The organism is Pantoea sp. Sc1 (genome assembly GCF_000255315.1).
GTDB classification, from domain to species: Bacteria; Pseudomonadota; Gammaproteobacteria; order Enterobacterales; family Enterobacteriaceae; genus Pantoea; species Pantoea anthophila.
Genome location: NZ_AJFP01000001.1, coordinates 2,000,284 through 2,026,288 on the forward strand (window position 1 = coordinate 2,000,284; position 26,005 = coordinate 2,026,288).

A 26,005-nucleotide genomic window follows, 5' to 3' on the forward strand; every position below is an offset into this window, starting at 1 on the left:
GAAGCGGGGTACAAATATAACCTGTTTACAACCTGAACGGGGGCGGGAACGGGCGGGATAACCGGAGTTATCCCGCCAGATGGCGTAAGTCAGCTGGAACTCAGACGGCGGGACGCGCCACGACGCTGCGGGTTTCCATGCGGACTTCGGCGATGGTGACATCAATCACGTCAGTCACACGATAAACCACGTCGCCTTTAATCTGAACGCTGCCATTCTCCTGGCTGCAGACCATCTCATCACGCACCGCGTGAATGAACGGAGCAGGGATAAAGGCCACCGCGCCATACTCCAGCAGACGAACGCGCATACCGCCGCGTGACACGTCGATGATCTCGGCGCTGAAGCGACGATCGGTGCCGGCGAACGGCGCAAGATAACGGGCGTAGAGCCAGTCACCCACATCACGCTCGGCCATGCGGTTCAGACGACGGCGCTCGCTCATCGTGATCGTCACGGCATCGTCCGGACGGGCGATCGTCTCGCCACGGATGATCGCTTTCAGCAGGCGATGGTTGATCATGTCGCCAAACTTACGGATGGGTGAGGTCCAGGTGGCGTAAGCCTCCAGTCCCAGCCCGAAGTGCGGGCCCGGCTCGGTGCTGATCTCGGCAAAGGTCTGGAAGCGACGGATGCGGCTGTCGAGGAACGGCGTCGGCTGGGCATCGAGTTCACGACGCAGCACGCGGAAGCCTTCCAGGGTAGTAATCGCCTGAGCATCCACGGTGATGCCATGATTCGCCAGCACTGCGGCGGCCTGTTCAGCATTGGTGGCATCGAAACCGGCATGGACGTTGTAAATACCAAAGCCGAGACGGTCACGCAGCACCTTCGCCGCACAGATGTTTGCCAGGATCATCGCCTCTTCAACGATGCGGTTAGCGATGCGACGCGGTTCCGCGACGATCTCCAGCACTTCACCTTTTTCTCCCAGCAGGAAGCGGTAGTCAGGGCGATCTTTGAACACCAGCGCGTGGGTCTGACGCCACTCGCTGCGCGCCTGGCAGAGGCGATGCAGCAGACGAATCTGTTCTGCAATCGCGTCACTGTCCGGCTGCCAGCTGCCGCTGTTTTCCAGCCAGTCAGAAACGTCGTCATAAGCCAGCTTGGCTTTGGACTCGATCCAGGCCGCAAAGAAAGTGACATCATCCGCCAGGCTGCCATCGGCGGCCACGGTGACGCGGCAGGCCAGCGCCGGACGGCGGACATTCGGACGCAGCGAGCAGACATCATCAGAGAGTTCGCGCGGCAGCATCGGGATGTTAAAGCCCGGCAGGTAGTTGGTGAAGGCGCGCTTCGCTGCCAGCTTATCCAGCTGACTGCCTTCCGCGACATAAGCGGTTGGGTCGGCGATAGCGATGGTCAGGGAGAGCGAGCCATCCGCCTGCGCTTCCACATAAAGCGCATCATCCATATCCTGGGTGCTGGCGCTGTCGATGGTGACAAAATTGAGCGCGGTCAGATCTTCGCGCGTCAGATTCTCATCCATCATCTCGCCAAAGCTGACATCCGGCGCTTCACGCTCAAGGTTGTGACGCGACAGCGTCACCCACCACGGCGCCAGATGGTCATCCGCTTTGACGATAAAATCGGTGATTTCGGCGTAAAAACCGCGGTCGCCTTTCAGAGGATGACGACGCATTTCAGCGACAGCCCAGTCGCCATTCTCAAACTCATGGCTGACATCGCGCGCCGGGCGGCACGGGATAGCCTCTTTCAGCAGGGGATGGTCCGGCACGATCGACAGGCGATCGTCTTTCTTCTGTACCCGGCCGACAAAACGGCTCAGGAACGGCTCAACCAGGGTTTCCGGTTCAGCACTTTCGCGGTCTTTGTCGGTGTGGATCACGGCGACGATACGATCGCCATGCATCACTTTCTTCATCTGCGGAGGCGGAATGAAGTAACTTTTCTGCGCATCGACTTCCAGAAAGCCGAAGCCTTTTTCGGTGCCTTTTACCACGCCTTCTGCACGTGGTGTCTGTGAATGGAGCTTCTCTTTCAGCTGCGCGAGCAGCGGGTTATCCTGGAACATAATTTTTACGTTTCGTGGCCTGAATGCGGCTGACAGTTTTACGCGAATCGACGCCGCGCGGCAAGGCAAAAAGCCGGACGAACCGGCTTTTCAGAGGGGCTGACAGGGGATCAGGCGATGCGCTGATCGGCCTGTGCCAGGGAGAGTTCCAGCTTCACGGGCACCGATTTGGAGGTCGGTGTACCGCTGCCATCACCAAAGCTGTTCAGCGGCACCAGCGGGTTGGTTTCCGGATAATAGGCCGCCAGATTTCCGCGCGGAATATTATAAGGAACCAGTTTGAAACCGCTGACGCGACGGGTGATGCCATCATTCCACAGCGTTTCGATATCGACATTCTGGCCTTCGGTAAAGCCCAGATCCGCCATATCGTCCGGATTGATAAACACCACTTCGCGCTGACCAAACACGCCACGATAACGGTCATCAAGGCCGTAGATGGTGGTGTTGTACTGGTCGTGTGAACGCAGGGTCTGCAGGGTGAACGGTACCGCCTGCTCCAGCGCCGGGAACAGTGAGTCCGGCAGCATCGACGCATTAAATTCCGCTTTCTGGCTTGGCGTATTGAAGCGTAACTCCGCAGCGGCATTGCCCAGGTAGAACCCGCCAGGGATATCGCATTTCGCGTTAAAGTCGGCAAAGCCCGGAATGGTCGCGGCGATATGGTCGCGGATCAGGTTGTAGTCACCCGCCAGGTCGCGCCACTTCACTTTGTCATCACCCAGCACCGCCTGCGCGATCCCGGCGACGATGGCCGTTTCAGAGCGCTGCGTCTCCGCCAGCGGAATGCCGATCCCTTCGGAGGCGTGCACCATGCTGAACGAGTCTTCGACGGTAATGAACTGATTGCCGGTCGCCTGGCGGTCACGTTCCGTGCGGCCCAGCGTCGGCAGAATCAGCCCTTCGTGACCCGGCACCAGATGGCTGCGGTTCAGCTTGGTACTGATGTGTACGGTCAGACCACAGCGCGATAACGCCTCTTCCGTGCGCGGTGAATCGGGCGCCGCCGCGGCCAGGTTGCCACCCAGCGCAATCAGCACTTTGACTTCATCACGCAGCATGGCATTCAGCGCTTCAACGGTGTTGTGGCCCGCGGCACGCGGTGGCTCGAAACCAAAATGGTTGCCCAGCGCATCCAGGAACGCCTGCGTCGGTTTCTCATCAATGCCCATCGTCCGGTTGCCCTGCACGTTACTGTGACCGCGCACCGGGCAGAGACCTGCGCCTTTTTTGCCCAGCTGGCCAAACAGCAGCTGCAGGTTGGTGATTTCACGCACCGTGTCTACCGAATGCTTGTGCTGGGTGATCCCCATCGCCCAGGTGCAGATCACCCGGTCAGCGCTCTGATAGATGGCCGCTGCTTCACGGATTTGCGCCTGCGTCAGGCCCGACTGCGCCACAATCTGCATCCAGCTGGTGTTGTCTACGGCGTCAAGGTAGGCCTCAATGCCGTTGGTTTTGGCATTGATAAAGGTCTGATCGAACAGGCCGCTTTCACCTGCCGCCAGGCGGGCACGGTGGGTTTCCAGCAGGGATTTCACCATGCCGCGCACGGCAGCCATATCTCCGCCCAGATTCGGCTGATAGTAGGAGGAGCTGATGGTGCCGGCTTTAGAGGTCACCACTTCCAGTGGTTTCTGTGGATCGGCAAAGCGTTCCAGACCGCGTTCGCGCAGGGTGTTGAAGGTCACGATTTTTGCGCCGTGGTCGGCAGCGTGACGCAGGCTGTGCAGCATGCGCGGATGGTTGGTGCCGGGGTTCTGACCAAAGACAAAAATCGCATCCGCATGGTCAAAATCGTCCAGACGGATGGTGCCTTTACCGACGCCAATGCTGCGCTTCAGCCCGGTGCCGCTGGCTTCGTGACACATATTGGAGCAGTCAGGAAAGTTATTGGTGCCCACCAGGCGACCAAACAGCTGATAGAGCCAGGAGGCTTCATTGCTGGCGCGACCGGAGGTGTAAAGCTCCATCTGATCCGGATTGTCCATCGCCTTAATGTGCTGCGCGATCAGCGCAAAGGCGTCGTCCCAGCTGATTGGCTCATAGTGGTCAGTTTCGGCGTTGTAGCGCAGCGGATGCGTCAGACGACCCTGATATTCCAGGAAGTAGTCACTCTGGGTGTAGAGGGTGGTTACGCTGTGGCGGGCGAAAAAGTCGGTATCAACCACCCGGCGCGTCGCTTCCCAGGTCACCGCTTTGGCGCCGTTTTCGCAGAAGCTGAAGGTACTTTTATTGTCATCACCCCAGGCGCAGCCCGGACAGTCAAAACCGCGTGCTTTGTTCATGCGCATCAGGTTGCGCATATTTTTCAGGGCCGCTTTGCTGTCAAGAACGAAACGCGTGGTGGCTTCCAGTGAACCCCAGCCGCCCGCAGCCGCGCGGTAGGGTTTGATTTGGCGTTTAAATTTCATATTGAGTGCAGGCTTTTTATAGTAGGAATAATTGTTTGATGATTGTTATCAGGTTATAGCCTGATGGTGAAGGGGAGTGTGCAATTATCGTCATACCTTGTCTAATTGATTGACATAATGGTGCGATAGCTGGCGTTTATCGTGCATCGGCCAGAAGTGTGATGTTGGTCAGATTTTACCCAGTTTTAACGCGCTGATAACGGGAGTTCTCCCGGTAACGGGCTAATACTTGCTGTTTATCATCAGAGAGGGCGCGACACCATGAAACAGCTGACCAGCCAGATCCACGCGTTCGGCAAAGCGCTAATGATGCCAATCTCGGTGATCGCCGCCGCAGGGATCTTTCTCGGGCTGGCGGCGGCGATGCAGAACCCGGCGGTGACCGGTGAGGCGTTTGTCCAGATGGCGGTACCGCAGGTTATCATTGGCTTTATCCGCAAGATCGCCGGTGCGCTGTTTACAAACCTGCCGCTCTTCTTTGCCGTGGCGAGTGCTATCGGGCTGGCAAAAGCGGAGAAGCCCACCGCCGCGTTTGCTGCGGTGATTGGCTATATCGTGATGAATGTCGGCATCAGCGCCACCCTGGCGGCCAAAGGGATCACGGCCGCCACCACCACACCGGCCGCTCTGCAGCAGGCGGGGATGGATCAGACGACGGCGATGATGACCTCGGCGGAATATATCAGCATGCTGGGGGTCTTTACCTACAACATGAGCGTGCTGGGTGGGGTGATTGTCGGGCTGATAACGGTCGCGCTGCACAACCGCTTTTACACCCAGCAACTGCCTACTGCGATCAGCTTTTTTGGCGGGCGGCGTTTTGTCCCGATCGTCACCGTCGTCTGCCTGCCGCTGGTGGGGGTGCTGCTGGCGCTGGTCTGGCCGACCATCGGCCAGGGGATCGCCTGGATCGGCGCGATGATCGGCAAAAGTGGCCAGTATGGCGCGTTCCTGTTGGGGGCATTTGAACGCATTCTGATCCCCACCGGCCTGCACCATATCCTCAATGAAACCGTTCGCTTCACCCCGATCGGCGGTATGGCGGTGGTCGATGGCCAGACCATTGTCGGTGCGCTCAACATCTTCAACGCGTCGCTGACCCACCCGGAGTCGATCCCGGATGCGACGCTACGCACCGCCACGCAGTTTCTGGCGCAGGGCAAAATTCCCGTCATGATGTTTGGCCTGCCCGCCGCTGCCCTGGCGATCTATCACACCGCACGGCCAGAGCATAAACAGCGGGTCAAAGCGCTGGTAATGGCGGGCGCGCTGACCTCGTTTACGACCGGTATTACGGAACCGCTGGAGTTCTGCTTTATTTTTGTCTCGCCGGTACTCTATCTCCTGCACGCCTTCCTGACCGGTCTCTCCTTCATGCTGATGTCGATGCTGCACCTGATGATTGGCAATGTGCAGGGCGGCATCATCGACCTGGTGGTGTTCGGCATGCTGGGCGGGGCGAAAACGCACTGGTGGTGGACACTGGCGCTGGGGGCCGTCTACGCACCGCTCTACTACTACGCTTTCCGGCTGGTGATCACCCGGATGAATGTTGAAACGCCGGGCCGGGAATCGGAAGAGGAGAAACCGCAGCAGGTCGCGGCGGATGAGCGCACTCAGGTGATTATCAGCGGGCTGGGCGGGCAGGCCAATATCGAGGATGTCGATTGCTGCTTTACCCGACTGCGGGTCCGGGTCAGAGAGATGAATCAGGTGGTGGATCAGACGCTGATGAGCACCGGTGCCAACGGCGTCAATCGCGTCAGCGAGCATGATGTTCAGGTAATTTACGGGCCGCAGGTCGAGAAAGTCGCCAGTGAGGTAAAGCGGGCGCTCGGCGTAGCTTAGCGACAGCCTGTTTCGGGTCATCAGCGGGCGGTCTGCCGGAAAGGGGGAGAAAGGCTGCACGCTGCCGCTCCGCTTATTGTAACTAAAAAAGTTCAGCCCTAATGGGCTGCTTTTTTTTGCCGATATAGCCACTCATCCTCCCAATTTCCGGAACGTAGCGATGTCGTTAAAAAAGTCCTCCCTGATTATTTTTTCTTTCCTGCTGGCGCTGTTTCTTACCAGCGTGGCAATCAGTACCTGGCTGCTTGTTCAAAGCAATCACTCCCTGAATGCGGTTAACAAAGAGATCCGCGTTGTGCTGTCGGTGATCGACCCTATCAACCACAGCCGTACGCTGCGTGTCCGTCTGATGGAGTACATGAAGTCGATCGAGGGCAGTGAGGCGAATAACCCGGCCACGCTGGACAGCGTTCGCACCGTTGCCGGTAAGGCGGATGCGGCGTTTGAAGCCTATATGAACGCGCCGCGTCTGCCGGGCGAAGAGGCTGAAGCGGAAGCCTATCGTCAGGCCTATCAGGCCTATCGCCAGCAGGGCCTGCAGCCGTTAATTGAGGCAGCAGAAGCGCACGACCAGCTGCGATTCAAAAACCAGATTGCCACCGTGGTGCGTCTGGATCGCCAGTATGAAATTATTCTGGATCGGGTGCTGGCGCAGCATGAAACCTACGCCAGAAAACTCAACAGTGATGCGCAGAGTCATTTCACCACCGGCATTACCCTGCTGGGACTGTTTGGCGTGCTCTTTTTTGCCATCATCATCGCGATCTACATCTTCATGAAGCGCTACGTGCTCTCTCCGCTGAATGATGCGCAGGAACACTGCAGGCTGATTGCGGCGGGCGTGCTGGACAGCAGCGTCCCGGTCAGGGCGAACTCCCGCAGTGAAATTCAGCTGCTGATGGGCTCGCTGGAGCAGATGCGCAGCGCGCTGACCTCTATCATTCTGCAGGTTCGTGACTCGACCCGATCCGTCTCCACCGCATCACAGGAAATTGCTGCGGGCAACATCGATCTCGCCTCACGCACCGAGCAGCAGGCTGCCGCGCTGACCGAGACCGCCGCCAGCATGGAGCAGCTGGGCGCAACGGTGAAACAGAACACCGAAAACGTCTTTGAAGCCTGCCGCCTGACCAGTGAGGCGGTGAAAAATGCCGAAAGCGGTGAGAAAGTGTCGCAGGAAGTGGTGGTTTCAATGGGGCTGATTAACGCCAGCTCGAAGAAGATTGAAGAGATCACCACCGTTATCGACAGCATCGCTTTCCAGACCAATATTCTGGCGCTGAACGCAGCGGTGGAAGCGGCCCGCGCCGGGGAGCAGGGTCGCGGTTTTGCGGTGGTGGCGGGCGAAGTCCGGAACCTGGCGCAGCGCAGCGCCACGGCCGCCAAAGAGATTGAGAGCCTGATTGCCGAATCGGTTGCCATCATTCACGCCGGTTCTGATCAGGTCAGCCGCACGGGTGAGGCGATGAGCGCGATTATCTCCTCGGTCAGCCAGGTTAACCTGCTGATGGAGCATATCTCTACCGCGTCAGATGAACAGAGTCGCGGCATCGGCCAGATTGAACAGGCCGTGACCGAGATGGACAGCGTGACGCAGCAGAACTCGGCGCTGGTGCAGGAGTCTGCAGCAGCCTCCGCCTCGCTGGAAGAGCAGGTGCAGTACCTGACGCAGTCGGTATCCACGTTCCGTCTCGCCAGCCATTAACCGGCGGTTCCGCGCGGTGCCAGTGCCGCGCGAAACCTGCTGCCGGTAAGGCATGTTATCCGGGCAGCTTGCCCTGAGGTCAGTGCGCCGGGAGAGTTTGATTCAGCGCCTTGTCGCCGGCCGGGAAACGGCGGATGATAAGGCTTTCCTCTGAATATGTGGTGGTCATGCTAATCAGTACAGAAAGTGCCCGCAGCCACAGCGCCGACACCCGTCTGGCCTGTACGCTGGCGGCCGCTGCGGGGGCGCTGAACACCGCAGCCTTTGAGATTGTCGGTTTCTTTTCTGCCAACATGACCGGCAATGTCTCGCTGCTCTCCGATCATCTGGCAAAAGCGAATCCGGGAACCGGCCTCTTTTTTCTCGCCATCGTCATCCTCTTCATCACCGGGTCGGCGCTCTCCACCCTGGTTATCAATTCCGGTCGCCGCAGAAACATCCGCACTATTTATGCCTTTGTCATCCTGGCTGAAGGCAGTGCGCTGATGGTGCTGGGGGTGATAGAAAATCATTTTCCGCCGCTGTCGCCGGGCGTGGTGTTAATCCTGAGCCTGAGCTTTCTGATGGGGCTGCAGAATGCGGTGGTGACACGGATTTCGGACGCCCGCGTCCGTACCACCCATGTCTCCGGCACGGCGACCGATATCGGGATTGAGCTGGCGATGCTGTTTGAAGTGCTGCGGCGTAAAATCTCCCCGAAAGAGGCACCGCTCTACCTGAGCCGGCTGCGGCTGCATGTGCTGACGCTGCTCGCATTCCTGGCGGGCGGCATAGCCGGAATAGGGCTCTACAGGCTGCTCAGCTACGACTTTCTGCTGCTGGTGGGGTTCGGCCTGATCTGCCTGGCGCTGAACGCCATTTTCCGGCCGCGCAAATGAACCGTGCGGTTAAACCTTCAGGGCCGGCACAGGGTAACATTGCGCCTTATACTCAGGGTGATACAGGTCAGAGACCGTGACGCGAACCGCCTTCAACCTGCTGATGGACTATTAAAATCGACATTAAACAACTGATTTATTTGTGTAACCTGGAGCGCGAACGCCATTTCGGGCGCGCCGCGGAAGCCAGTTTCGTTACACAGCCGACACTCTCTATGCGCCTGAAAAATCTGGAGCGAGAGCTGGGCCTGCCGCTGATTAACCGCAGTAATAACTTCGCCGGATTTACGCCAGAGGGCGATCGCGTGCTGGCATGGGCGCGGGAAATCGTTTCGGTGTATCAGGGGCTGAAGCTGGAAGTCGAATCACTGAAACATGGGGTAAACGGCACGCTGCGGGTGGGAGTGGTTCCGCAGTGCAGCATGGCCCTGCCGCTGCTGCTGAAAGTGGTCCAGGAAAGATATCCGCAGCTCGACTACCGCATCGCGGTGCTGAGCGCTGATCAGCTGCTGGATGCGCTTAACAGTCACACTGTGGATGTCGGCATCGGCTTTTTTGAGATGGCGACCCTGCGCGAACTCCATTTTCAGACCGAGCTGCTGGCGGACCGCGGCGTTGAAGCGGTGTTCCACCCTGACCATTTCCCGGCGCTGGTGGGTGATACGCCGCTGGCGCTGTCGGATCTGGCGCAACAGCCGCTCTGCCTGGCGGAGCCGACCCGTTATTTTCGCCGTTATCTCGACATGGCCTTTCGTGAGGCGGGGCTGGTGCCACGGGTGATCGTCGAGAGTGCTTCCGTCATGCAGTTGATGCAGTGCGCTCAGGTCGGGCTGGGGCTGCTGGTTTCACCAGTGGGGCATTTGTTGCCCGCTTCACTTCAGGGGCTGCAGCAGCGCGCCATCACGCTGCCACCCATGGCACGTCAGGCGGCGCTGGTTATCGCCGAGCCTGGCCGTGCCACCCCGCTGGCCCAGCACTTTTTCGATGAAGCGCGCGCGCGGCTGCCGATGTAACCGGCGGCAGGCTCTCATTTTTTACGCTTACTGCGCTTCGCCCAGCGCGTAAAAGAGGCGACTGTTCCAGTTGCCTATCGCGACACGCTGAACCAGCGCGAACAGCGCATCATTCTCCCAGCCCGCTTCCATGAGGGGTTGCAGATGGGCCGCGCTGAAGCGCTCCGGTGAGCGGGTCAGCTGCGCCGCCAGTGCAATAATCTGCTGTTCTGCGCCGCGTGATCCGGCATCATCGACCCCTTCAATCAGACCCGCCTGACCGTCCAGCAGCCGGAAAAGCCAGCGACTGCCGAGGATGCGGGCGGCGACCGCCTCTGGCAAGGCAGGTTCGTCAGAGAGGTGCTGACGCAGCTGCGCCCAGCCATATAACGCCGCAGGATCATGTGCCAGCACCCAGACTGCCTCCTGCATACCCGGCAGTGACTGGCAACGGGTGATTGCTGCGAGCTGCTCCGCGCTGGCATAACGCAGCTCCAGCGGCTTCAGCACCGGCTGCCAGCGGGCGGGCTGATCGAAGCCGGTTGCCTCTGCATCGGGGGGCGCGGTGCTGCCGGGCAGCCAGCGAACCGGCTGAGCCTGCAGTGCCTGTAAGCCCGCCACCACCCGCGCCTGATAACTGACAAACCCGATCACCTGATTCAGCGTCACGATATCGGGCTCGGTCAGGCCAACCCCATCCAGTGCGGTAATGGCGCTGCCGTTGATCAGCTCAGGCTGCATCGCCAGCTGACGGGCGTATTGCGTGATCTGGGTCAGGCGGTTGTTACTCTCGCGTGAAGAGTCGGGGCCTGGCAGCGGATTCAGGCGGGCAGAGTAGTGGTTACACAACCGCTGGATCCCCGCCACCTGCGCGACGGTCAGCGCGGTGCTGAGGCGGTCGTAGAGCGTTAACGTATGGGTGAGCGACGTGGTCACCCGATCGGGAAACAGCAGCTGCGCCAGATCGCGTGCGGCCAGCAGGGCGGGCTGCTGCGAGCGCAACAGGGCGTGCATCCCGGCGTGATCGGCGTGGCAGCCCAGCAGAAAACGGTCATCGATATGGGCGGCCTCGGGCACCAGCGGCGCGGCCTGAGAGGTTCGTGGACTGGTCTGGCTCTCGTAAAACCAGTGGTTATGGCCCGGATAGCGGCGTTGTTCCATGATCAATCCTTTTGCAGATTCGGGTTCGGTATGCAGGCGGCAGAATCTGAAAATGTGCATAAACCGAAAGGCAGGCTTATCGTCGCTGATGGCCGGTCCGGGGCAAAAGAATGATCGGTGATAATTAATAGCGTTACGCTATAACGGCAGAAAAATCAGGGAGTGAGGCGGAATGGAGCCAAAAAAAGAGGGCGAGCCAGGCTCGCCCTCAGGGAACTTATTTGAGTTCCAGTTCGTTCATCGCGGCGATGCTGAAGCCGCCATCAACGTGAACGACTTCACCGGTGATGCCGCCTGCCAGATCAGAGCAGAGGAACGCGGCAGAGTTGCCGACATCTTCGATGGTGACGGTACGGCGAATCGGGGTGACCGCTTCGCAATGCGCCAGCATCTTACGGAAATCTTTGATGCCTGAGGCGGCCAGGGTGCGGATTGGACCTGCAGAGACGGCGTTAACACGCACGCCTTCCGGGCCCATGGCGTTTGCCATGTAACGCACGTTCGCTTCCAGGGACGCTTTCGCCAGACCCATCACGTTGTAGTTCGGGATCGCGCGCTCAGCACCCAGGTAAGAGAGGGTCAGCAGACCGGAGCCTGGATTCAGCATCTCACGGCACTCTTTCGCCATCGCAACGAAGCTGTAGGCACTGATGTCATGCGCGATTTTAAAGCCTTCGCGGGTAACGGCGTTCACATAGTCGCCATCCAGCTGGTCGCCAGGCGCGAAGCCGATAGAGTGAACGAAACCGTCAAATTTCGGCCAGGTTTTTGCCAGTTCAGTGAACAGAGATTTGATGCTCTCATCTTCTGCGACGTCACATGGCAGCACGATGTCTGAACCCAAATCTTTAGCAAACTCTTCCACACGACCTTTTAACTTGTCGTTCTGGTAGGTGAAAGCCAGTTCTGCGCCCTGTTTGTGCATCGCCTGTGCAATACCGTAGGCGATGGAAAGTTTACTGGCAACGCCAGTAATCAGAATGCGCTTACCGGAAAGAAAACCCATAGCTGTAATCCTTATGGTCATTGTTGTTGGCGGCCGCATGATTAAAAAGTAAGCGACCGACGTTAATCGACGTGCGGATTCTAGCACGTCTCTCATAAATCAGGTAAACCGGCCCGCAATTTCCGCGACGGGCAGCAAAATCAGCGTTCGCGTCGCCAGGCTTCGGCACTCAGCGCTTCGCCGAAGTGGCTGCTGATCAGGCGTCGGGTCAGATCGTGCAGCGGCGAGGCCAGCACATCCGCGGTGCCGCCGCGCTCGACCACTTCGCCCTGATGCATCACCAGCACCTTGTCGCTGATATGTTTCATCATGCCCAGATGCTGCGTCACATAAATGTAGGAGATACCATGTTTTTCCTGCAGCTCCAGCATCAGATTCACCAGCTGAGAGCGCATGGTCATATCCAGCGAGGCCAGCGCTTCATCGGCCACGATCACTTTGGGCTGCAGGATCAGCGCACGGGCCAGACCCAGACGCTGCTTCTGACCGGGTGCCAGCATATGGGGATAATAACCGGCGTGATCGCGCAGTAATCCCACCTGCCGCAGGGTTGCGATGATGCGCTTCTCGCGCGCTTCCGCATTGAGATCGGTGTTGAGCCGCAGCGGAAAATCAAGAATCTGACTGATGCGCTGACGCGGATTCAGGGAGGTGGAGGGGTCCTGAAAAATCATGCGGATGCGCTGACTGCGGTAGCCATAATCGCCGAAGGTCAGCGGATGATCGTCAATCAGAATCTCACCCTCCGTCGGCGCGACCATGCCGCTGAGCATCTTCGCCAGGGTAGATTTGCCTGACCCGTTCTCGCCGATGATGGCCAGCGTCTGCCTTTCACGCAGGGTAAAGCTCACCGATTTCACCGCCTCGACATGCTGACGGCGGAACAAACCGGTGCGATAGCGAAATGTTTTACTCAGGTTGCGCACTTCCAGCAGGGTTTCCATGTTACTGGCCCTCCATATTGAGCGGGAAATGGCAGGCATAAAGATGCGTTTTACTGCCGGTCAGCCTTGGCGTTTCAATACATTTGCGCTGGGCGTAAGGACAACGCGGCCCCAGCCGGCAACCTATCGGCAGGCTCTCCAGCGAAGGGATCGCCCCGGAGAGGGTGTTGAGACGACTCTTGTGCGGCAGCGCACGCCCGAAATCGGGCATCGCCCGAATCAGCGCCTGGGTATAGGGGTGGTGCGGTGTGCTCATCAGATCGTCGCTCTGCGCGGTTTCCACCGTCTGGCCGCAGTACATCACGTTAATCCGATCCGCCCACTGGCTCATGGTGCGCAGGTCATGACTGATCAGCAGAATGGTGGTGTTGTTATTCTGATTCAGGCGGCTCAGCAGGCGGAAAATCTGCGCCTGCGTGGTCGGCTCCATGGCGTTGGTCGGTTCATCCGCGATCAGCAGACGCGGCTGATTCGCCAGCGCAATGGCGATCATCACTTTCTGGCACTCGCCTTCGGTCAGCTCATAGGGGAAGCTGCGCATGATATCTTTGTGGTCTTTGATACCGACGCGATGCAGCAGCTCGATGGCACGGGTTTTGCGCCAGAACCAGAAGCGTTTCAGCCACGGCCCTTTATACGTCCAGCGCGGGATCACCTGCATCAGCTGACGACCGATACTTTCAGAGGGATCAAGACAGGATTGCGGCTCCTGAAAAATCATCGAGACGTTATGCCCGATAATACGACGGCGCTCGCGCGGCGTCAGGCGCAGCAGATCCACGTCATCAAACACCATACGGTCTGCGGTCACGCGCCAGTTGTCATTGGTTACGCCGCAGATGGCCTTTGCCACCAGACTTTTGCCTGAGCCGGACTCCCCGACCAGACCGCGAATTTCCCCTTCGCCCAGCGTCAGGTTTACGCGATCCACTGCTTTGACCGGTCCGTCAGCGGTCATAAATTCGATGGTGAGATTACGGATATCGAGTAACGGCATCTATTCCACTCCCGCTTCGACGGCGCGACGGATGCCGTCACCGAGCAGGTTAACAATTAATACGCTGACCATCAGCGCCACGCCCGGCAGCATCACGGTCCAGGGGGCCACGTAGATCAGCTCCAGCGAGTCGCCCAGCATCGCGCCCCACTCGGGTGAGGGCAGCTGCGCGCCCAGGTCAAGAAAGCCGAGTGCGGCAATGTCCAGAATCGCCATCGACAGCGCCCGGGTGATTTCAGTGATCAGCAGCGGCAGAATGTTCGGCATAATGGCGTAGCGCAGGATGTTGCGGCCGCTGGCCCCGTCCAGACGCGCGGCGACCACATACTCTTTTTCCAGCTCATCATGCACCGCGCTGTATATCTCACGCACCAGGCGAGGCATCAGCGCCAGCCAGACCGCCAGCAGCGCATGCTCCAGTCGCGGTCCGAGAAAAGCCACGACAATGATCGCCAGCAGCAGCGAAGGAATAGAGAGCAGCGTATCCAGTACGTGGTTCATTACCGCCGAGCGGATGCCGTGGGTCATGCCCGCCAGCACGCCCAGTATCAGGGCGCCCAGCGTGGCGAACAGCGTCACCAGCATCGCTGAACCTACCGTCGGACCTGCACCGCTCAGCAGGCGGCTCAGCACATCCCGCCCAAGATCGTCGGTGCCGAGGAAGAAAGAGACGTCGCCATAGCGTGACCACGACGGCGGCAGCAGCTGATACCCCAGGAACTGCTGATCGATGCCGTAAGGCGCGATCAGCCCGCCGAACAGGCAGAGCAGCAGCAGGGCGCCAAAGCCATACAGCCCGACCATCGAAATCGGATTGCCGTAGAAATGGTGCCAGCTCTGACGAAACGCGCTGGGCAGGCGTTTCTCGGCATAGATATTATCTAAGGGCATACCATTCCTTATGTTTCAGCGGATTCATTGCCGCGCCAATCACATCAGAGATGACGTTGACCAGGATCACCAGCCCGCCAATCACCATCACCCCGGCGGAGATAGCCGCATAATCCTGCTGACGAATCGCATTGATCAGCCAGCGGCCGAGTCCGGGCCAGTTGAACACCATCTCGGTAATCATCGCCAGCGTCAGCATGGTGGAAAACTGCAGCCCCAGACGCGGGATGACCGGCGGCAGGGCGTTATGCAGCACGTGCCGGCGGATCACCGTAAAGCGCGAAAGCCCCCGGGTAGCGGCTGCTTTAATATAATTTTTATCCATCACGTCGCTGGTGCTGTTGCGCAGCAGGCGGATCACCTCTGTGGTGGGGGCCATCGCCAGCACCAGCACCGGCAGAATCAGGTGGGTCAGCGCGCTGATGATCATCTCGTGACGCCAGGGCGAAGGACTCAGCCAGGCATCGATCAGCGCAAAGCCCGTGATATTCTGCACCGGGTAGAGCAGATCGTGGCGACCCGACACCGGCAGCCAGCCGAGCGTCAGCGAGAAGAAAAGCGTGAACAGCAGCGCCAGCCAGAAAATCGGCGCGGAGAAGCCGAACAGCGCCAGCGCACTGATGGTTTTATCCTGCCATTTATTGCGCATCACCCCGGCGCAGATCCCCAGCGGGATCCCTACCAGCAGCGCGAACAGAAATGCCAGGATGCAGAGCTCCATCGTCGCCGGGAACACCTCGCGCAGCTGCAGGCCAATCTCCTGACCGTTGGTGCTGGAGACGCCAAAGTCGAACTGCAGCATTCCTTTAAACCAGAACCACCAGGCGTCCGAAAGTGCAGCGCCTTCCAGCGGGGCGTTGGGGGTAAAGTAGCTCAGGCTGAAGCTGACCAGCGACAGCAGAAACAGGGTAATGACCAGCAGCAGCAGACGCCGCAGAAGATAGATAATCACTTACTTTTCCTTATCGCTTTCACGATAAACCCCGGCAAACGAGGCGTTGCCAAACGGACTCAGCACCAGCCCTTTGATATCATGGCGGAATGCCTGCAGACGCAGCGAGGAGGCCAGCGGCAGCACCGGCAGCTCCTGCGCCAGAATCTGCTGCGCTTTGTCATAGCTGTCGATGCGGCCAGAAAGCTGCTGCGACAGCAGGGCATTCTGCAGCGTTTCATCAAAGGCGGGTGAGCACCAGTGCGCGTAATTGGTCTGGGAGCGAATAGCCGCGCAGCTGAGCAGCGGACGGAAGAAGCTGTCCGGGTCATTACTGTCAGTGGCCCAGCCAGAGAGGGTCAGATCGTGATTCATCGCCATCAGCTGCGCCTCCTGGAAGCGCCCCTCCACCGGCACAATCGTCAGCCGGACACCCACCTGGGCCAGATCCGCCTGCAACAGTTCAGCCGTTTTCAGCGGGCTGGGATTCCAGGATTGCGACGCTGCGGGCACCACCAGCCGCAGATGCAGATCGCTGATGCCCAGCGCGGCCAGCGCTTCGCGCGACTTCGCCGGGTCATAGCCAGTGATGCGCGCATCATTGTCATACGCCCAGGAGGCGCGCGGCAATATCGACGCGGCCGTTTCGGCCGTTCCGTAATAGATGGACTCCATCAGGCGTTCATTGTTGATCGCCAGCGCCAGCGCATGCCGCACCTCAGGCCGGTCCAGCGGCGGCTTGCGGGTATTGAAGGCCAGATAGGCGATGTTCATGCCAGGGCGCAGCGTCATCCGCAGGCGCGGGTCATCGCGCAGGATACTGAGCTGACTGGCGGCCGGGTAGGCCAGTACGTCACACTCACCGGTTAACAGTTTAGAGAGTCGCCCGGTGCCGCCGGAACCGAGATCGATGACCGCCTGTTGCAGACGCGGCACGCCTTTCCAGTAATGCGGATTGCGCGCCAGACGGATGTACTGGCCGGTGCGATATTCGCTGAGCTGATAAGGGCCGGTGCCCACCGGCTGCCGGTCCAGCTCCTCCTGATGCCCCTGCGCCGTGAGCTGGTCAGCATACTCTTTCGAGAGGATCGGCGCATAGTGCGTGGCCATATGCCACAGGAACGACGCGTCCGGGCTGTTGAGCCGGAACTCGACCGTCCGGTTATCGATCTTCTTTACACTCTGAACAGAATCGGCGAACTGCAGGCTGTCAAAGTAGGGGTAGTTGCCGCCATTCACGTTATGCCACGGGTGATGGCGATCAAACATGCGGGCGAAGCTGAAGACCACATCGTCAGCATTGAGGGTGCGGGTGGGGCGGAACTGATTCGTCTGCTGGAAGGCGACGCCACTCCGCAGGTGAAAGCGGTAGGTCGCGCCGTTATCGCGCACTTCCCAGCTGGAGGCCAGATCGGGTTTCAGCCGGTAGGTATATGGGTCGACATCCAGCAGCCGGTCATAAAGCTGAGCCGCCAGGGTATCCACCGTCAGCCCGCTGCTGGCCATCTGCGGATTAAAGGTGTTCAGCGTGCCGCTGACGCAGTAGACAAAGCCGGACTGGCGGATATCACCCGCCGGTGCTGACCATGCAGGGGCACTCAACACGCTGAGGCTGAGCAACAGCGAACTTAGTAGTTTTGACATAGAACTCAACGATTTTGAGGCATTGAACAGAGTGTATCGCAAAGCGGGCGTTGTCCCAAAACCTGCAACCGCCGTCAGCCTGATTTTCATCCTCTGCGGGGCAAAAGGGCGCACAAAAGGTGGGGTAATGAGAAATATTCTCAATTACACCTTTACAGATGATAATAAGAATGATTATTATTCATATGCACTTCGACGGTGGCTCTGCCGAAGAGGAGCACGACATTGCTCACATTGCTTCCAGTATTGTTGCCCGCCTGATGGCGGGCTTTTTTTTGCCTGACGCAGCCTGGGTGGGTAAGAAAGCAGGATAGTGAACCCGGCTTTACCCCGGTGCATCAATCAGCCGTGCAGCGGGCGGATCAGTTCTCGGCTTTGATATCGTGCTTTTTCATCATTGCGCGCAGCTGGTGGTAGGTGACGCCCAGCAGACCGGCAGCGCGGCGCTGGTTGTAGCGTGCCTGTTGCAGACTCGCCTCCACCAGATCCCGCTCCTGCTGGTTTTGCCACTGTCGCAGATCCAGCGGCAGTCCAGGCAGCGCAGCGCTATCCCCAGTCGGATTTAACGGCATTCTGGCGACCGGTTGCTGGCGCGAAGCGAAGGGATTGATAATGATGTTATCCAGCGGCTGCTCGCTGCTGTTATGCCGGTAGACTGAGCGCTCCACCACATTTTTCAGTTCACGCACGTTGCCGGGCCAGTGGTAATCGAGCAGCGTCTGCTGCGCGCGGGCCGTGAAGCCAGGAAAGAGTAACAGCCCCAGCTCCCGGCACATCTGGATGGCGAAATGTCCGGCCATCACCAGAATATCGCTGCGGCGTTCGCGCAGTGGCGGCAACTGCACCACATCGAAAGCCAGACGATCCAGCAGATCGGCGCGGAATTTGCCCGCCGCCGCCAGCGCAGGGAGATCTTCGTTGGTGGCGCAGACCAGACGTACATTGACCTGCAGGGAGTGGTTGCCGCCGACCCGCTCCAGCTGACCATACTCAATCACCCGCAGCAGTTTCTCCTGCACCAGCATGGGTGCGGTTGCCAGCTCATCCAGAAACAGTGTACCGCCATCGGCCCGTTCAAAACGCCCAAGATGACGCTTCTGCGCGCCGGTAAACGCGCCCGCCTCATGCCCGAACAGTTCCGAATCCAGCAGATTCTCGTTAAGGGCGGCGCAGTTCAGCGAGATAAATGGCCCCTGCCAGCGATCGGAAAGATAGTGTAACCGGCTGGCGATAAGCTCTTTACCGGTGCCGCGCTCGCCAATAACCAGAACGGGTTTCTCCAGCGGGGCGAGTTTAGAAACCTGCTCCAGCACCTCCAGAAAATTGTTCGACTCACCGAGAAGATTATCATTAGTTCCGGTCATGATGAATTTCGCTACCCGTTAATCATTTTGACTATCTTAAAGCAGCCGGGAGAGGGTGTAAAATTTAAAAGATGATTAAAATCAATTATATATAAAATTGGCACGCATCTTGTATTAATCAGGCAGGGCAACACTGTTTAAGACTTTTAAAAGAGGAACATCATTATGGGTATTTTTTCTCGTTTCGCCGACATCGTGAATGCCAATATCAATTCGCTGCTGGAGCGTGCGGAAGATCCACAGAAACTGGTGCGGCTGATGATTCAGGAAATGGAAGACACCTTAGTCGAAGTGCGTTCTACCTCTGCGCGGGCGCTGGCAGAGAAGAAACAGCTGTCCCGTCGCATTGAGCAGGCGGAGATTCAGCAGGCGGAGTGGCAGGAAAAAGCCGAGCTGGCGCTGCGCAAAGATAAAGACGACCTGGCCCGCGCTGCGCTGATTGAAAAACAGAAACTGACTGATCTTATCGCCTCGCTGAAGCAGGAAGTCACTCATGTTGAAGAGACGCTGGAACGCATGAAGGGCGAAATTGGCGAGCTGGAGAAAAAGCTGAGCGAAACGCGCGCCCGTCAGCAGGCCTTAACGCTGCGTCATCAGGCGGCGTCGTCGTCACGCGATGTGCGTCGTCAGCTGGACAGCGGTAAAATTGATGAAGCGATGGCGCGTTTTGAATCCTTTGAACGCCGTATTGATCACATGGAAGCGGAAGCGGAAAGTCACGGCTTTGGTAAAACCAAAACCCTGGACCAGCAGTTTACCGATCTGAAAGCGGACGATGAGATCAGCCAGCAGCTTAACGCGCTGAAAGCCAAAATGAACCGCAGTGAGTAACCTTCGACGTTGCAAAAAGTGATTAAGGAGAGTCAATGAGCGCACTTTTTCTCGCCATACCGCTGACGATTTTCGTGCTGTTCGTGGCACCCATCTGGTTATGGCTGCATTACAGCAACAAACGCAACGGCGGTTCGGAACTGTCGCAAAGCGAACTTCAGCGCCTGCAGCGTGTGACCCAGGATGCGCAACGGATGCGCGAACGGATTGACGCGCTGGAAGCGATTCTGGACGCCGAGCATCCTAACTGGAGGCAGCCATGATGAAAGGCCGTAAGTTATGGCGTAAGCCAGACGAAGGAAAGCTGATGGGGGTCTGTGCAGGGCTGGCCGAGTATCTCGATATCCCGGTTCGCCTGCTGCGGATCATCGTGGTGTTATCCCTGTTCTTTGGTCTGTTTGTTTTTACGATTATCGCCTACTTTGTGCTGGGGTTTGTGCTGGATGAGAAGCCCGCCTCGGCCGCAGAAGGGGAACGCCCGCCCAGCGCCAGCGAACTGCTGGACCAGCTGGAAAGCGCACTGCAGCGTGATGAACGCAGCGTGCGCGATGTGGAACGCTACGTAACGTCTGAAACGTTCAGCGTACGCAGCCGCTTCCGCCAGATCTGAATCCGCCTGTACCGGGCCGTTTCAGGCCCGTTCGTTCACGCAATGGAGGTGTTATGTCTTTTTCGCGATCCACAATGTTCCGTCACCGCGCGGCACCTGCATTGAAGTCGGCGGCCAGATTCATCATTATCAATGCTGTTACCTATGGTCCGGCCGGTGTGACGGGCTGGGCGGTGAAATCGGTAGCGCGACGCCCGTTACGTCTGCTGCTGGCCGTGGCGCTGGAGCCACTGCTGAAGCGGGTGATGAATCGGGTTGCGTCGCGCTTCATCAGGGAGAAAGATGAAAAGACTGCAAACTGAACTACTGGCGTTAATGAACCGCGGCGTCGATCGCCATCTTCGTCTGGCGGTCACCGGATTAAGCCGCAGCGGTAAAACCGCCTTTATCACTTCTCTGGTTAACCAGCTGTTAACCGTTCACAGCGGCGCACGTTTGCCGCTGTTTTCCGTTGTGCGGGATGAGCGTCTGTTAGGTGTCAAGCGGGTGCCGCAGCGCGACATGGGCACCGCACGCTTTACCTACGACGAAGGGCTGGCACAGCTCTACGGCACGCCACCCGCCTGGCCTGTGCCCACCCGTGGCGTCAGCGAAATGCGTCTGGCGCTGCGTTACCGTCCCAGCGATTCCCTGCTGCGCCACCTGAAAGAGACCGCGACCCTCTATCTGGAAATTGTTGATTATCCTGGTGAGTGGCTGCTGGATCTGCCGATGCTGGCCCAGGACTACCTCGCCTGGTCCCGGCAGATGAACGGACTGTTGCAGGGCGACCGCGCGGAGTGGGCCGCGCCGTGGCGCGCCCTCTGCGAGAACCTGGACCCGCTGGCACCCGCCGATGAAACCCGGCTGGCAGAAATCGCCGCCGCCTGGACCGACTATCTGCACCGCTGTAAAGCTGAAGGCTTACACTTTATCCAGCCTGGCCGCTTTGTCCTGCCCGGTGATATGGCGGGCGCGCCTGCGCTGCAGTTCTTCCCCTGGCCGACCACCGATGAGGCCCGGCTGACAAAGCTGGCCCAGGCGGACAAGGGCAGTAACTTCGGCATGTTGCAGCAGCGGTTTAACTACTACTGTCAGCATGTCGTGAAAGGCTTCTATAAGAACCATTTTCTGCGTTTCGACCGCCAGATTGTTCTGGTTGACTGCCTGCAACCGCTGAACAGCGGGCCGCAGGCGTTTAACGACATGCGTCTGGCCCTGACGCAGCTGATGCAGAGTTTTCATTACGGCCAGCGCACGCTGTTTCGCCGGCTCTTCTCGCCGGTAATTGATAAATTGCTGTTTGCTGCCACCAAGGCCGATCACATCACCAGCGATCAGCATGGCAATATGGTTTCGCTGTTGCAGCAGCTGGTGCAGGATGCCTGGCAGAACGCGGCGTTTGAAGGGATCACGATGGAATGCATCGGACTGGCTTCAGTACAGGCGACGCAGAGCGGGCTGGTCGATCACCGTGGCGAAAAGATCCCGGCACTGCGCGGTAACCGGCTGGATAATGGCGAGCCGCTGACCGTCTATCCTGGCGACGTTCCGCCGCGTCTGCCCGGCAATGCCTTCTGGCAGCAGCAGGGTTTTCAGTTTGAACAATTCCGTCCGCAGCAGCTCGACGTCGATCGTCCGCTGCCTCATATCCGCATGGATGCCGCGCTGGAATTTTTGTTGGGAGATAAATTGCGATGAGTGATCCGCTGAAGCCGCGTATCGATTTTGCCCGTCCACTGGAGGAGAGCCGCGCCACGCCACTGCGCCCGGCACACGCCTTTGATGCAGAGGCCGATGCCGCCTTTCTGGCGGTACAGGAGGAAGATGTCGCCGTTGAAGAGGAGGGCGCAGGCGAACGGGCAGTGGAGGCCGCGCTGAAACCGAAGCGCAGCCTGTGGCGTAAACTGGTGACTGCTGGCGCACTGCTGTTTGGCGTCAGCGTCATTGCTCAGGGCGTGCAGTGGACCCATGACGCCTGGCTGGCCCGCGACTGGTTCTCACTGGGCAGCGGTGTGGCTGGTGGCCTGATCGTCCTGGCGGGGGTGGGTGCCCTGACCACGGAGTGGCGTCGTCTCTATCAGCTGCGTCAGCGCGCTGAAGAGCGCGATGTCGGCCGTGAACTGCTGCACAGTCATGGCATCGGCAAAGGCCGGGCCTTCTGTGAAAAGCTGGCGCAGCAGGCGGAACTGGACCAGGCGCATCCGGCTTTGCAGCGCTGGCACGCGTCCCTGCATGAAACCCAGAACGACAGTGAGATAGTCCGTTTGTATGCGCAGCTGGTGCAGCCGGTGCTGGATCGCCAGGCGCGGCGTGAAATCAGTCGCCATGCAGCCGAGTCCACCCTGATGATTGCGGTCAGCCCGCTGGCGCTGGTCGATATGGCGTTTATCGCCTGGCGCAATCTGCGGCTGGTCAACCGCATCGCCGCCATCTACGGCATCGAGCTGGGCTATTTCAGCCGAATCCGCCTGTTCCGTCTGGTGCTACTTAACATGGCTTTTGCCGGGGCGTCAGAGCTGGTGCGGGAAGTGGGGATGGACTGGATGTCGCAGGATATCGCCGCCCGGCTCTCAACGCGTGCCGCGCAGGGCATTGGTGCCGGTTTACTGACCGCACGTCTGGGTGTGAAAGCGATGGAGCTTTGCCGTCCGCTGCCCTGGCTGGAGCAGGATAAGCCCCGGCTGGGCGATTTCCGGCGTGAGCTGCTGGGACAGATGAAAGAGGCGCTGCAGAATGGCAACAACAAATCCTCCTGAAGCGCGTCTGTAAGCATGAAGGCGGCCAGGCCGCCTTCATGCCGATTACGGTGTCTGACGCAGAACCTGACGGGAATCGATAATCAGACAGTCACCCGGGCAATGCCCTTCATCTGTGATAACCGGATTCTCGGGTAACGTAAAGGCCATGCCATTTTTCTCGCGGATAAAATGGGCCATCCCGGCAAAGGTCCATGACATGCTCAGGCCCAGTCCGCCAAAATCATCATATTTCCGCAGCGTAGCGACTTTCGGTAAATACTCTCCGGTCAGGCGATAGTAGAGCGCCCCGTTGAACGCTTTCGGCACCTGCTGCGTGATTGCCCGTTCGAGCAGGGCAAACTCCTTGCGGGCAGGTACGGAATAACCGTTGATAAGGTGACTGATCGACAGTGAGGCCGCCGCGATAACCAGCAGGGCATAGAATGTCTTTTTCCACTTCAGCTTTTTACTGAGTTCAAACAGACCCAGAATAAAGGCGCTGGTAGTCATCAGCGCACCGGCAATAAGCGTCCGGTAGGCCGCCATGCTCTCACTGACAATCAGGTTAGGCAGGGCGGCGATAACCAGTAAGATAAACATCAGATAAAATTTGTCGTTACCGGCTGCCTTAATTTTCTTCAGCCCAAAACCGATAATGATCGACGAGATGATGACTGAAACCGTCTTTGCGCCGAGGTCAAAATTGCAGATCACGTTCTTAAGGTATTCCGTGAAAAACCAGCTGAGCTTAGCCGGGATGTTATAGCTGAAGGCGGAGCGCGGCAGCGTGTGGCCATAAAGCTGGACCGGGAGGACCTTTGATGCGAGCAGCGCCGCAAACATACCGGCACCCAGTACGATCAGAGAGATTGCAGCCCGCTTCCTGTCAATTCTTCGTGCTGAAAGGCAGAGATCCAGCGCGGCAAAAAAGGTAAAGCTCATTGCGGCTGGCTGATAGAGACAAAAGGCAACGGTCAGCAGGCACACCGCTGACACGCGACCTGTCACGCCGGGTTTAGTCGAGAAGTGGTAGCTGGCACCTGCCAGTAAAATGGCCGCGATGTAAGGAAAGCAGGATGCCCAGGCAATATAAACCTGAAAGGAGGGAAGCAGGCAGAGTAATAACGCAAAGGTTATCCGCTGAGCCTGGCTTTCCATCAGCTGATATTTCTGGCAAAGGGTATAGAGATAATAGCCGGTAAAGATAAGCAGAATAATGGCGACAGCACGCAGGAGTGCCAGTCGTTCTATGCTCGCGACCAGGAATGAGGCGCTGTACTGAATAATGCCATAGACCGGTCTGCCCGACAGGGTGTCCCAGTTTAAAATACTGAGCCTGTCAAAATTGGCCCAGTAGAGATTAGTCCAGTCATCGGTATAGGCGTATTGGGTCAGCCAGGCGGGACTGTAGGCCACCAGAAAAACTAACGCAAAAAGTAAAAAAACCTGACGGCGGGTCAGGCCGTTATCGGTGGCGATCATCTGTCATCCTTTTAATCTGACCATTATCTCTGCCCGTTTACCGGACAATTTAATCGATGTTTTCGGGTGGGCTTGATTTATTTCCCACGGATTTTCGCAAAATATAGCGAGGCCGGTTTTTGGTTTCCATATAGATGCGGCCAATATATTCACCCAGTACACCAATGCCAATCAGCTGAACTCCGCCAAGGAACAGTACGGAAACCAGGATAGAGGGATAGCCAGGCACCGGATTACCGAACAGGAGTTTATCTGCAATCATCCAGAGCCCATAAAGAAAGGCCAGTGAGGCAACCAGAAAACCCAGATAAGACCAGATACGTAGCGGTACGGTTGAGAAAGAGGTCAGTCCCTCCAGCGCCAGATTCCACAATTTCCAGCCTCCGAATTTACTGTGCCCCGCGACCCGCTCAGTCCGGACATATTCAACAATGTCAGTCTGTCCGCCGACCCAGCTCAGAATGCCTTTCATAAACAGATTTTTTTCGGGCAGCCGTTTAATGTTCTCAACCACTTCCCGCGACATCAGCCGGAAATCACCCACGTTCTCTTCAATCTGCGGATAGCTGATTTTGTTATGCAGCTTGTAAAACCAGCGGGCGGTTTTGCGCTTCAGATGGCCATCAGCACTTCTGTCAATCCGTTTGGCTAAAACGATATCGGCACCCGCCTGCCATTTACGGACCATTTCGGGAATTATCGAAATCGGATCCTGTAAATCGACATCGATTGGAATTATGGCCTCGCCGGTTGCCGCTTCCAGTCCGGCAAACAGCGCCGGCTCTTTGCCAAAATTACGAATAAACGACAGGCTGCGCACCAGCGGATCACGCTGGCTCAGTTGAGTAATCAGCGCACGCGTTGCGTCCGTGCTGCCATCATCGATAAAAACAATCTCAACCTGCCAGGCCGCAAGCGCCTCATCTTTTCTCACGGCCTGATAAAAATGGGGAATAGCCTCTTCTTCATTGAATACCGGTACCACCAAAGAGATGTTCATGACTCTCCTTTAAAGACGATAAAGCGGGAAAAAAGGAAGCCACACGCCAGACTCAGGGCGGATGAGGCGATCAGCGTTATCAGAGGGTAGAGGCCGAGCCGGTCAGCGAGATAACCCACGCTAAAGGCCATTGCCCCCATAAACAGGACGTAAAGAAGATAGCGCCAGGCTGTTGCCTGCTGATTAAAGGTCCAGCGTGCATTCACAAAGAAAGAGAAGGTGACGGCCAGACAAAACGCCAACAGATTAGCGGTTGACTGGAAAAGGCCCAGACTAAGGCAGATAAAGAAGGTGACCCAGTGAAGCAGGGTATTGATGACACCTACCGTCAGATATTTTACGAAGAAAGTCAGCATTTTATAGTGGTTTTTATTCGGTTTTGAAAAATATACAGCAAGTCGGATGGGATAAAAACTCCGGCGCTGACAAATGCTGACACTCTGAGACAGAATCATGATCTCAGCGGCGCAGTACAAAATGCCATCATCCACGCCAGAAGTGTCAACTTTTCCTGACAGAGTCCTTTCTGCCGGTGCGCGACTTAGCGTATCA

24 protein-coding genes are annotated in these 26,005 nt (G+C 58.0%); 11 read left to right on the forward strand and 13 right to left on the reverse strand.

Annotation, left to right across the window (positions count from 1 at the left end; genetic code table 11):
- Window positions 1-100 precede the first annotated feature (100 nt).
- Window positions 101-2,035, reverse strand: a complete 1,935-nt coding sequence (locus tag S7A_RS09265) for an exoribonuclease II (RefSeq protein ID WP_009089992.1) — start codon at window positions 2,033-2,035, stop codon at window positions 101-103.
- A gap of 110 nt (window positions 2,036-2,145) precedes the next feature.
- Window positions 2,146-4,449 (reverse strand): FdhF/YdeP family oxidoreductase, encoded by a 2,304-nt coding sequence (locus S7A_RS09270; RefSeq protein WP_009089994.1) that lies wholly within the window; start codon window positions 4,447-4,449, stop codon window positions 2,146-2,148.
- Window positions 4,450-4,710: 261 nt separating this feature from the next.
- On the opposite strand from S7A_RS09270, the gene S7A_RS09275 reads away from it, so the two are divergent.
- The 4 genes from S7A_RS09275 to S7A_RS09290 all read left to right on the forward strand — a co-directional run bounded on the left by S7A_RS09275 (window position 4,711) and on the right by S7A_RS09290 (window position 9,893).
- A complete protein-coding gene (locus tag S7A_RS09275) occupies window positions 4,711-6,297 on the forward strand; it encodes a PTS transporter subunit EIIC (protein ID WP_009089996.1) in 1,587 nt (528 codons plus the stop codon).
- Window positions 6,298-6,457: 160 nt separating this feature from the next.
- The gene (locus S7A_RS09280) at window positions 6,458-8,002 is read left to right on the forward strand and encodes a methyl-accepting chemotaxis protein (protein WP_009089998.1); all 1,545 of its coding nucleotides are present in this window, start codon (window positions 6,458-6,460) and stop codon (window positions 8,000-8,002) included.
- A 167-nt stretch (window positions 8,003-8,169) separates the two neighbouring features.
- Window positions 8,170-8,880, forward strand: coding sequence for a YoaK family protein (locus tag S7A_RS09285; RefSeq protein ID WP_033736236.1), 711 nt, complete (start codon window positions 8,170-8,172; stop codon window positions 8,878-8,880).
- Window positions 8,881-8,996: 116 nt separating this feature from the next.
- Complete coding sequence (locus tag S7A_RS09290) at window positions 8,997-9,893, forward strand: LysR family transcriptional regulator (protein ID WP_033736237.1); 897 nt, start codon at window positions 8,997-8,999, stop codon at window positions 9,891-9,893.
- A 27-nt stretch (window positions 9,894-9,920) separates the two neighbouring features.
- Here the strand turns inward: S7A_RS09290 and S7A_RS09295 are convergent, their stop codons facing one another.
- The 7 genes from S7A_RS09295 to sapA all read right to left on the reverse strand — a co-directional run bounded on the left by S7A_RS09295 (window position 9,921) and on the right by sapA (window position 17,446).
- On the reverse strand, window positions 9,921-11,033 hold the full coding sequence (locus S7A_RS09295; protein WP_009090004.1) for an oxidoreductase: 1,113 nt from the start codon (window positions 11,031-11,033) through the stop codon (window positions 9,921-9,923).
- 217 nt (window positions 11,034-11,250) lie between these two features.
- Complete coding sequence (gene fabI, locus S7A_RS09300) at window positions 11,251-12,039, reverse strand: enoyl-ACP reductase FabI (RefSeq protein ID WP_009090006.1); 789 nt, start codon at window positions 12,037-12,039, stop codon at window positions 11,251-11,253.
- A gap of 140 nt (window positions 12,040-12,179) precedes the next feature.
- Entirely contained in the window at window positions 12,180-12,983 is an 804-nt protein-coding gene (gene sapF, locus S7A_RS09305) for a putrescine export ABC transporter ATP-binding protein SapF (RefSeq protein WP_009090008.1), read from the reverse strand.
- Window position 12,984: 1 nt separating this feature from the next.
- The gene (gene sapD / locus S7A_RS09310; RefSeq protein WP_009090009.1) at window positions 12,985-13,980 is read right to left on the reverse strand and encodes a putrescine export ABC transporter ATP-binding protein SapD; all 996 of its coding nucleotides are present in this window, start codon (window positions 13,978-13,980) and stop codon (window positions 12,985-12,987) included.
- On the reverse strand, window positions 13,981-14,871 hold the full coding sequence (gene sapC / locus S7A_RS09315) for a putrescine export ABC transporter permease SapC (RefSeq protein WP_009090011.1): 891 nt from the start codon (window positions 14,869-14,871) through the stop codon (window positions 13,981-13,983). It lies immediately after the preceding gene.
- Entirely contained in the window at window positions 14,858-15,823 is a 966-nt protein-coding gene (gene sapB / locus S7A_RS09320) for a putrescine export ABC transporter permease SapB (protein WP_009090012.1), read from the reverse strand. The genes sapC and sapB overlap by 14 nt, the downstream gene beginning before the upstream one ends.
- A complete protein-coding gene (gene sapA, locus S7A_RS09325) occupies window positions 15,824-17,446 on the reverse strand; it encodes an ABC transporter substrate-binding protein SapA (RefSeq protein ID WP_009090014.1) in 1,623 nt (540 codons plus the stop codon).
- 170 nt (window positions 17,447-17,616) lie between these two features.
- On the opposite strand from sapA, the gene S7A_RS21405 reads away from it, so the two are divergent.
- Window positions 17,617-17,760, forward strand: a complete 144-nt coding sequence (locus S7A_RS21405) for a hypothetical protein (protein WP_009090017.1) — start codon at window positions 17,617-17,619, stop codon at window positions 17,758-17,760.
- Window positions 17,761-17,808: 48 nt separating this feature from the next.
- On the opposite strand, the gene pspF is transcribed toward S7A_RS21405, so the two are convergent.
- Complete coding sequence (gene pspF, locus S7A_RS09330; protein ID WP_009090018.1) at window positions 17,809-18,810, reverse strand: phage shock protein operon transcriptional activator; 1,002 nt, start codon at window positions 18,808-18,810, stop codon at window positions 17,809-17,811.
- Window positions 18,811-18,975: 165 nt separating this feature from the next.
- Here pspF and pspA point away from each other — a divergent pair, with 165 nt between their 5' ends.
- The 6 genes from pspA to S7A_RS09360 are packed head-to-tail and all read left to right on the forward strand — an operon-like array spanning window position 18,976 to window position 22,989.
- A complete protein-coding gene (gene pspA, locus S7A_RS09335) occupies window positions 18,976-19,641 on the forward strand; it encodes a phage shock protein PspA (protein ID WP_009090020.1) in 666 nt (221 codons plus the stop codon).
- 35 nt (window positions 19,642-19,676) lie between these two features.
- Complete coding sequence (gene pspB / locus S7A_RS09340) at window positions 19,677-19,904, forward strand: envelope stress response membrane protein PspB (RefSeq protein WP_009090021.1); 228 nt, start codon at window positions 19,677-19,679, stop codon at window positions 19,902-19,904.
- Window positions 19,901-20,251: an envelope stress response membrane protein PspC gene (gene pspC, locus S7A_RS09345; RefSeq protein ID WP_009090023.1), complete on the forward strand. Its 351-nt coding sequence runs from the start codon at window positions 19,901-19,903 to the stop codon at window positions 20,249-20,251. Before pspB ends, pspC begins: the two co-directional genes overlap by 4 nt.
- A gap of 53 nt (window positions 20,252-20,304) precedes the next feature.
- Window positions 20,305-20,553 carry a phage shock protein PspD gene (gene pspD, locus S7A_RS09350; protein ID WP_009090024.1) on the forward strand — a complete coding sequence of 83 codons (249 nt, stop codon included), beginning with the start codon at window positions 20,305-20,307 and terminating at the stop codon, window positions 20,551-20,553.
- Window positions 20,534-21,931: a YcjX family protein gene (locus tag S7A_RS09355; protein WP_009090026.1), complete on the forward strand. Its 1,398-nt coding sequence runs from the start codon at window positions 20,534-20,536 to the stop codon at window positions 21,929-21,931. The genes pspD and S7A_RS09355 overlap by 20 nt, the downstream gene beginning before the upstream one ends.
- Window positions 21,928-22,989: a YcjF family protein gene (locus tag S7A_RS09360; protein WP_009090028.1), complete on the forward strand. Its 1,062-nt coding sequence runs from the start codon at window positions 21,928-21,930 to the stop codon at window positions 22,987-22,989. Before S7A_RS09355 ends, S7A_RS09360 begins: the two co-directional genes overlap by 4 nt.
- 45 nt (window positions 22,990-23,034) lie before the next feature.
- Here S7A_RS09360 and S7A_RS09365 read toward each other — a convergent pair whose 3' ends face one another.
- From S7A_RS09365 to S7A_RS09375, 3 genes are read right to left on the reverse strand one after another with little or no spacing between them, the layout of a single operon-like run.
- Window positions 23,035-24,453, reverse strand: coding sequence for a hypothetical protein (locus S7A_RS09365; RefSeq protein ID WP_009090029.1), 1,419 nt, complete (start codon window positions 24,451-24,453; stop codon window positions 23,035-23,037).
- Between the two features lie 49 nt (window positions 24,454-24,502).
- Window positions 24,503-25,453 (reverse strand): glycosyltransferase family 2 protein, encoded by a 951-nt coding sequence (locus S7A_RS09370; protein WP_009090031.1) that lies wholly within the window; start codon window positions 25,451-25,453, stop codon window positions 24,503-24,505.
- Window positions 25,450-25,809, reverse strand: coding sequence for a GtrA family protein (locus tag S7A_RS09375; RefSeq protein ID WP_033736534.1), 360 nt, complete (start codon window positions 25,807-25,809; stop codon window positions 25,450-25,452). Before S7A_RS09375 ends, S7A_RS09370 begins: the two co-directional genes overlap by 4 nt.
- Window positions 25,810-26,005: the final 196 nt, after the last annotated feature.

Bases quoted from the DNA above. Each gene is read 5' to 3' on its own strand.
- sapC (WP_009090011.1), bottom strand. From the start codon at position 14,871: ATGCCCTTAGATAATATCTATGCCGAGAAACGCCTGCCCAGCGCGTTT.
- pspF (WP_009090018.1), bottom strand. From the start codon at position 18,810: ATGACCGGAACTAATGATAATCTTCTCGGTGAGTCGAACAATTTTCTG.
- S7A_RS09365 (WP_009090029.1), bottom strand. From the start codon at position 24,453: ATGATCGCCACCGATAACGGCCTGACCCGCCGTCAGGTTTTTTTACTT.
- pspA (WP_009090020.1), top strand. From the start codon at position 18,976: ATGGGTATTTTTTCTCGTTTCGCCGACATCGTGAATGCCAATATCAAT.
- sapA (WP_009090014.1), bottom strand. From the start codon at position 17,446: ATGTCAAAACTACTAAGTTCGCTGTTGCTCAGCCTCAGCGTGTTGAGT.
- S7A_RS09280 (WP_009089998.1), top strand. From the start codon at position 6,458: ATGTCGTTAAAAAAGTCCTCCCTGATTATTTTTTCTTTCCTGCTGGCG.
- S7A_RS09360 (WP_009090028.1), top strand. From the start codon at position 21,928: ATGAGTGATCCGCTGAAGCCGCGTATCGATTTTGCCCGTCCACTGGAG.
- sapF (WP_009090008.1), bottom strand. From the start codon at position 12,983: ATGGAAACCCTGCTGGAAGTGCGCAACCTGAGTAAAACATTTCGCTAT.
- S7A_RS09355 (WP_009090026.1), top strand. From the start codon at position 20,534: ATGAAAAGACTGCAAACTGAACTACTGGCGTTAATGAACCGCGGCGTC.
- sapD (WP_009090009.1), bottom strand. From the start codon at position 13,980: ATGCCGTTACTCGATATCCGTAATCTCACCATCGAATTTATGACCGCT.
- S7A_RS09270 (WP_009089994.1), bottom strand. From the start codon at position 4,449: ATGAAATTTAAACGCCAAATCAAACCCTACCGCGCGGCTGCGGGCGGC.
- S7A_RS09375 (WP_033736534.1), bottom strand. From the start codon at position 25,809: ATGCTGACTTTCTTCGTAAAATATCTGACGGTAGGTGTCATCAATACC.
- fabI (WP_009090006.1), bottom strand. From the start codon at position 12,039: ATGGGTTTTCTTTCCGGTAAGCGCATTCTGATTACTGGCGTTGCCAGT.
- S7A_RS09285 (WP_033736236.1), top strand. From the start codon at position 8,170: ATGCTAATCAGTACAGAAAGTGCCCGCAGCCACAGCGCCGACACCCGT.
- S7A_RS09370 (WP_009090031.1), bottom strand. From the start codon at position 25,453: ATGAACATCTCTTTGGTGGTACCGGTATTCAATGAAGAAGAGGCTATT.
- pspC (WP_009090023.1), top strand. From the start codon at position 19,901: ATGATGAAAGGCCGTAAGTTATGGCGTAAGCCAGACGAAGGAAAGCTG.
- S7A_RS09265 (WP_009089992.1), bottom strand. From the start codon at position 2,035: ATGTTCCAGGATAACCCGCTGCTCGCGCAGCTGAAAGAGAAGCTCCAT.
- S7A_RS21405 (WP_009090017.1), top strand. From the start codon at position 17,617: ATGATTATTATTCATATGCACTTCGACGGTGGCTCTGCCGAAGAGGAG.
- S7A_RS09295 (WP_009090004.1), bottom strand. From the start codon at position 11,033: ATGGAACAACGCCGCTATCCGGGCCATAACCACTGGTTTTACGAGAGC.
- S7A_RS09275 (WP_009089996.1), top strand. From the start codon at position 4,711: ATGAAACAGCTGACCAGCCAGATCCACGCGTTCGGCAAAGCGCTAATG.
- pspB (WP_009090021.1), top strand. From the start codon at position 19,677: ATGAGCGCACTTTTTCTCGCCATACCGCTGACGATTTTCGTGCTGTTC.
- pspD (WP_009090024.1), top strand. From the start codon at position 20,305: ATGTCTTTTTCGCGATCCACAATGTTCCGTCACCGCGCGGCACCTGCA.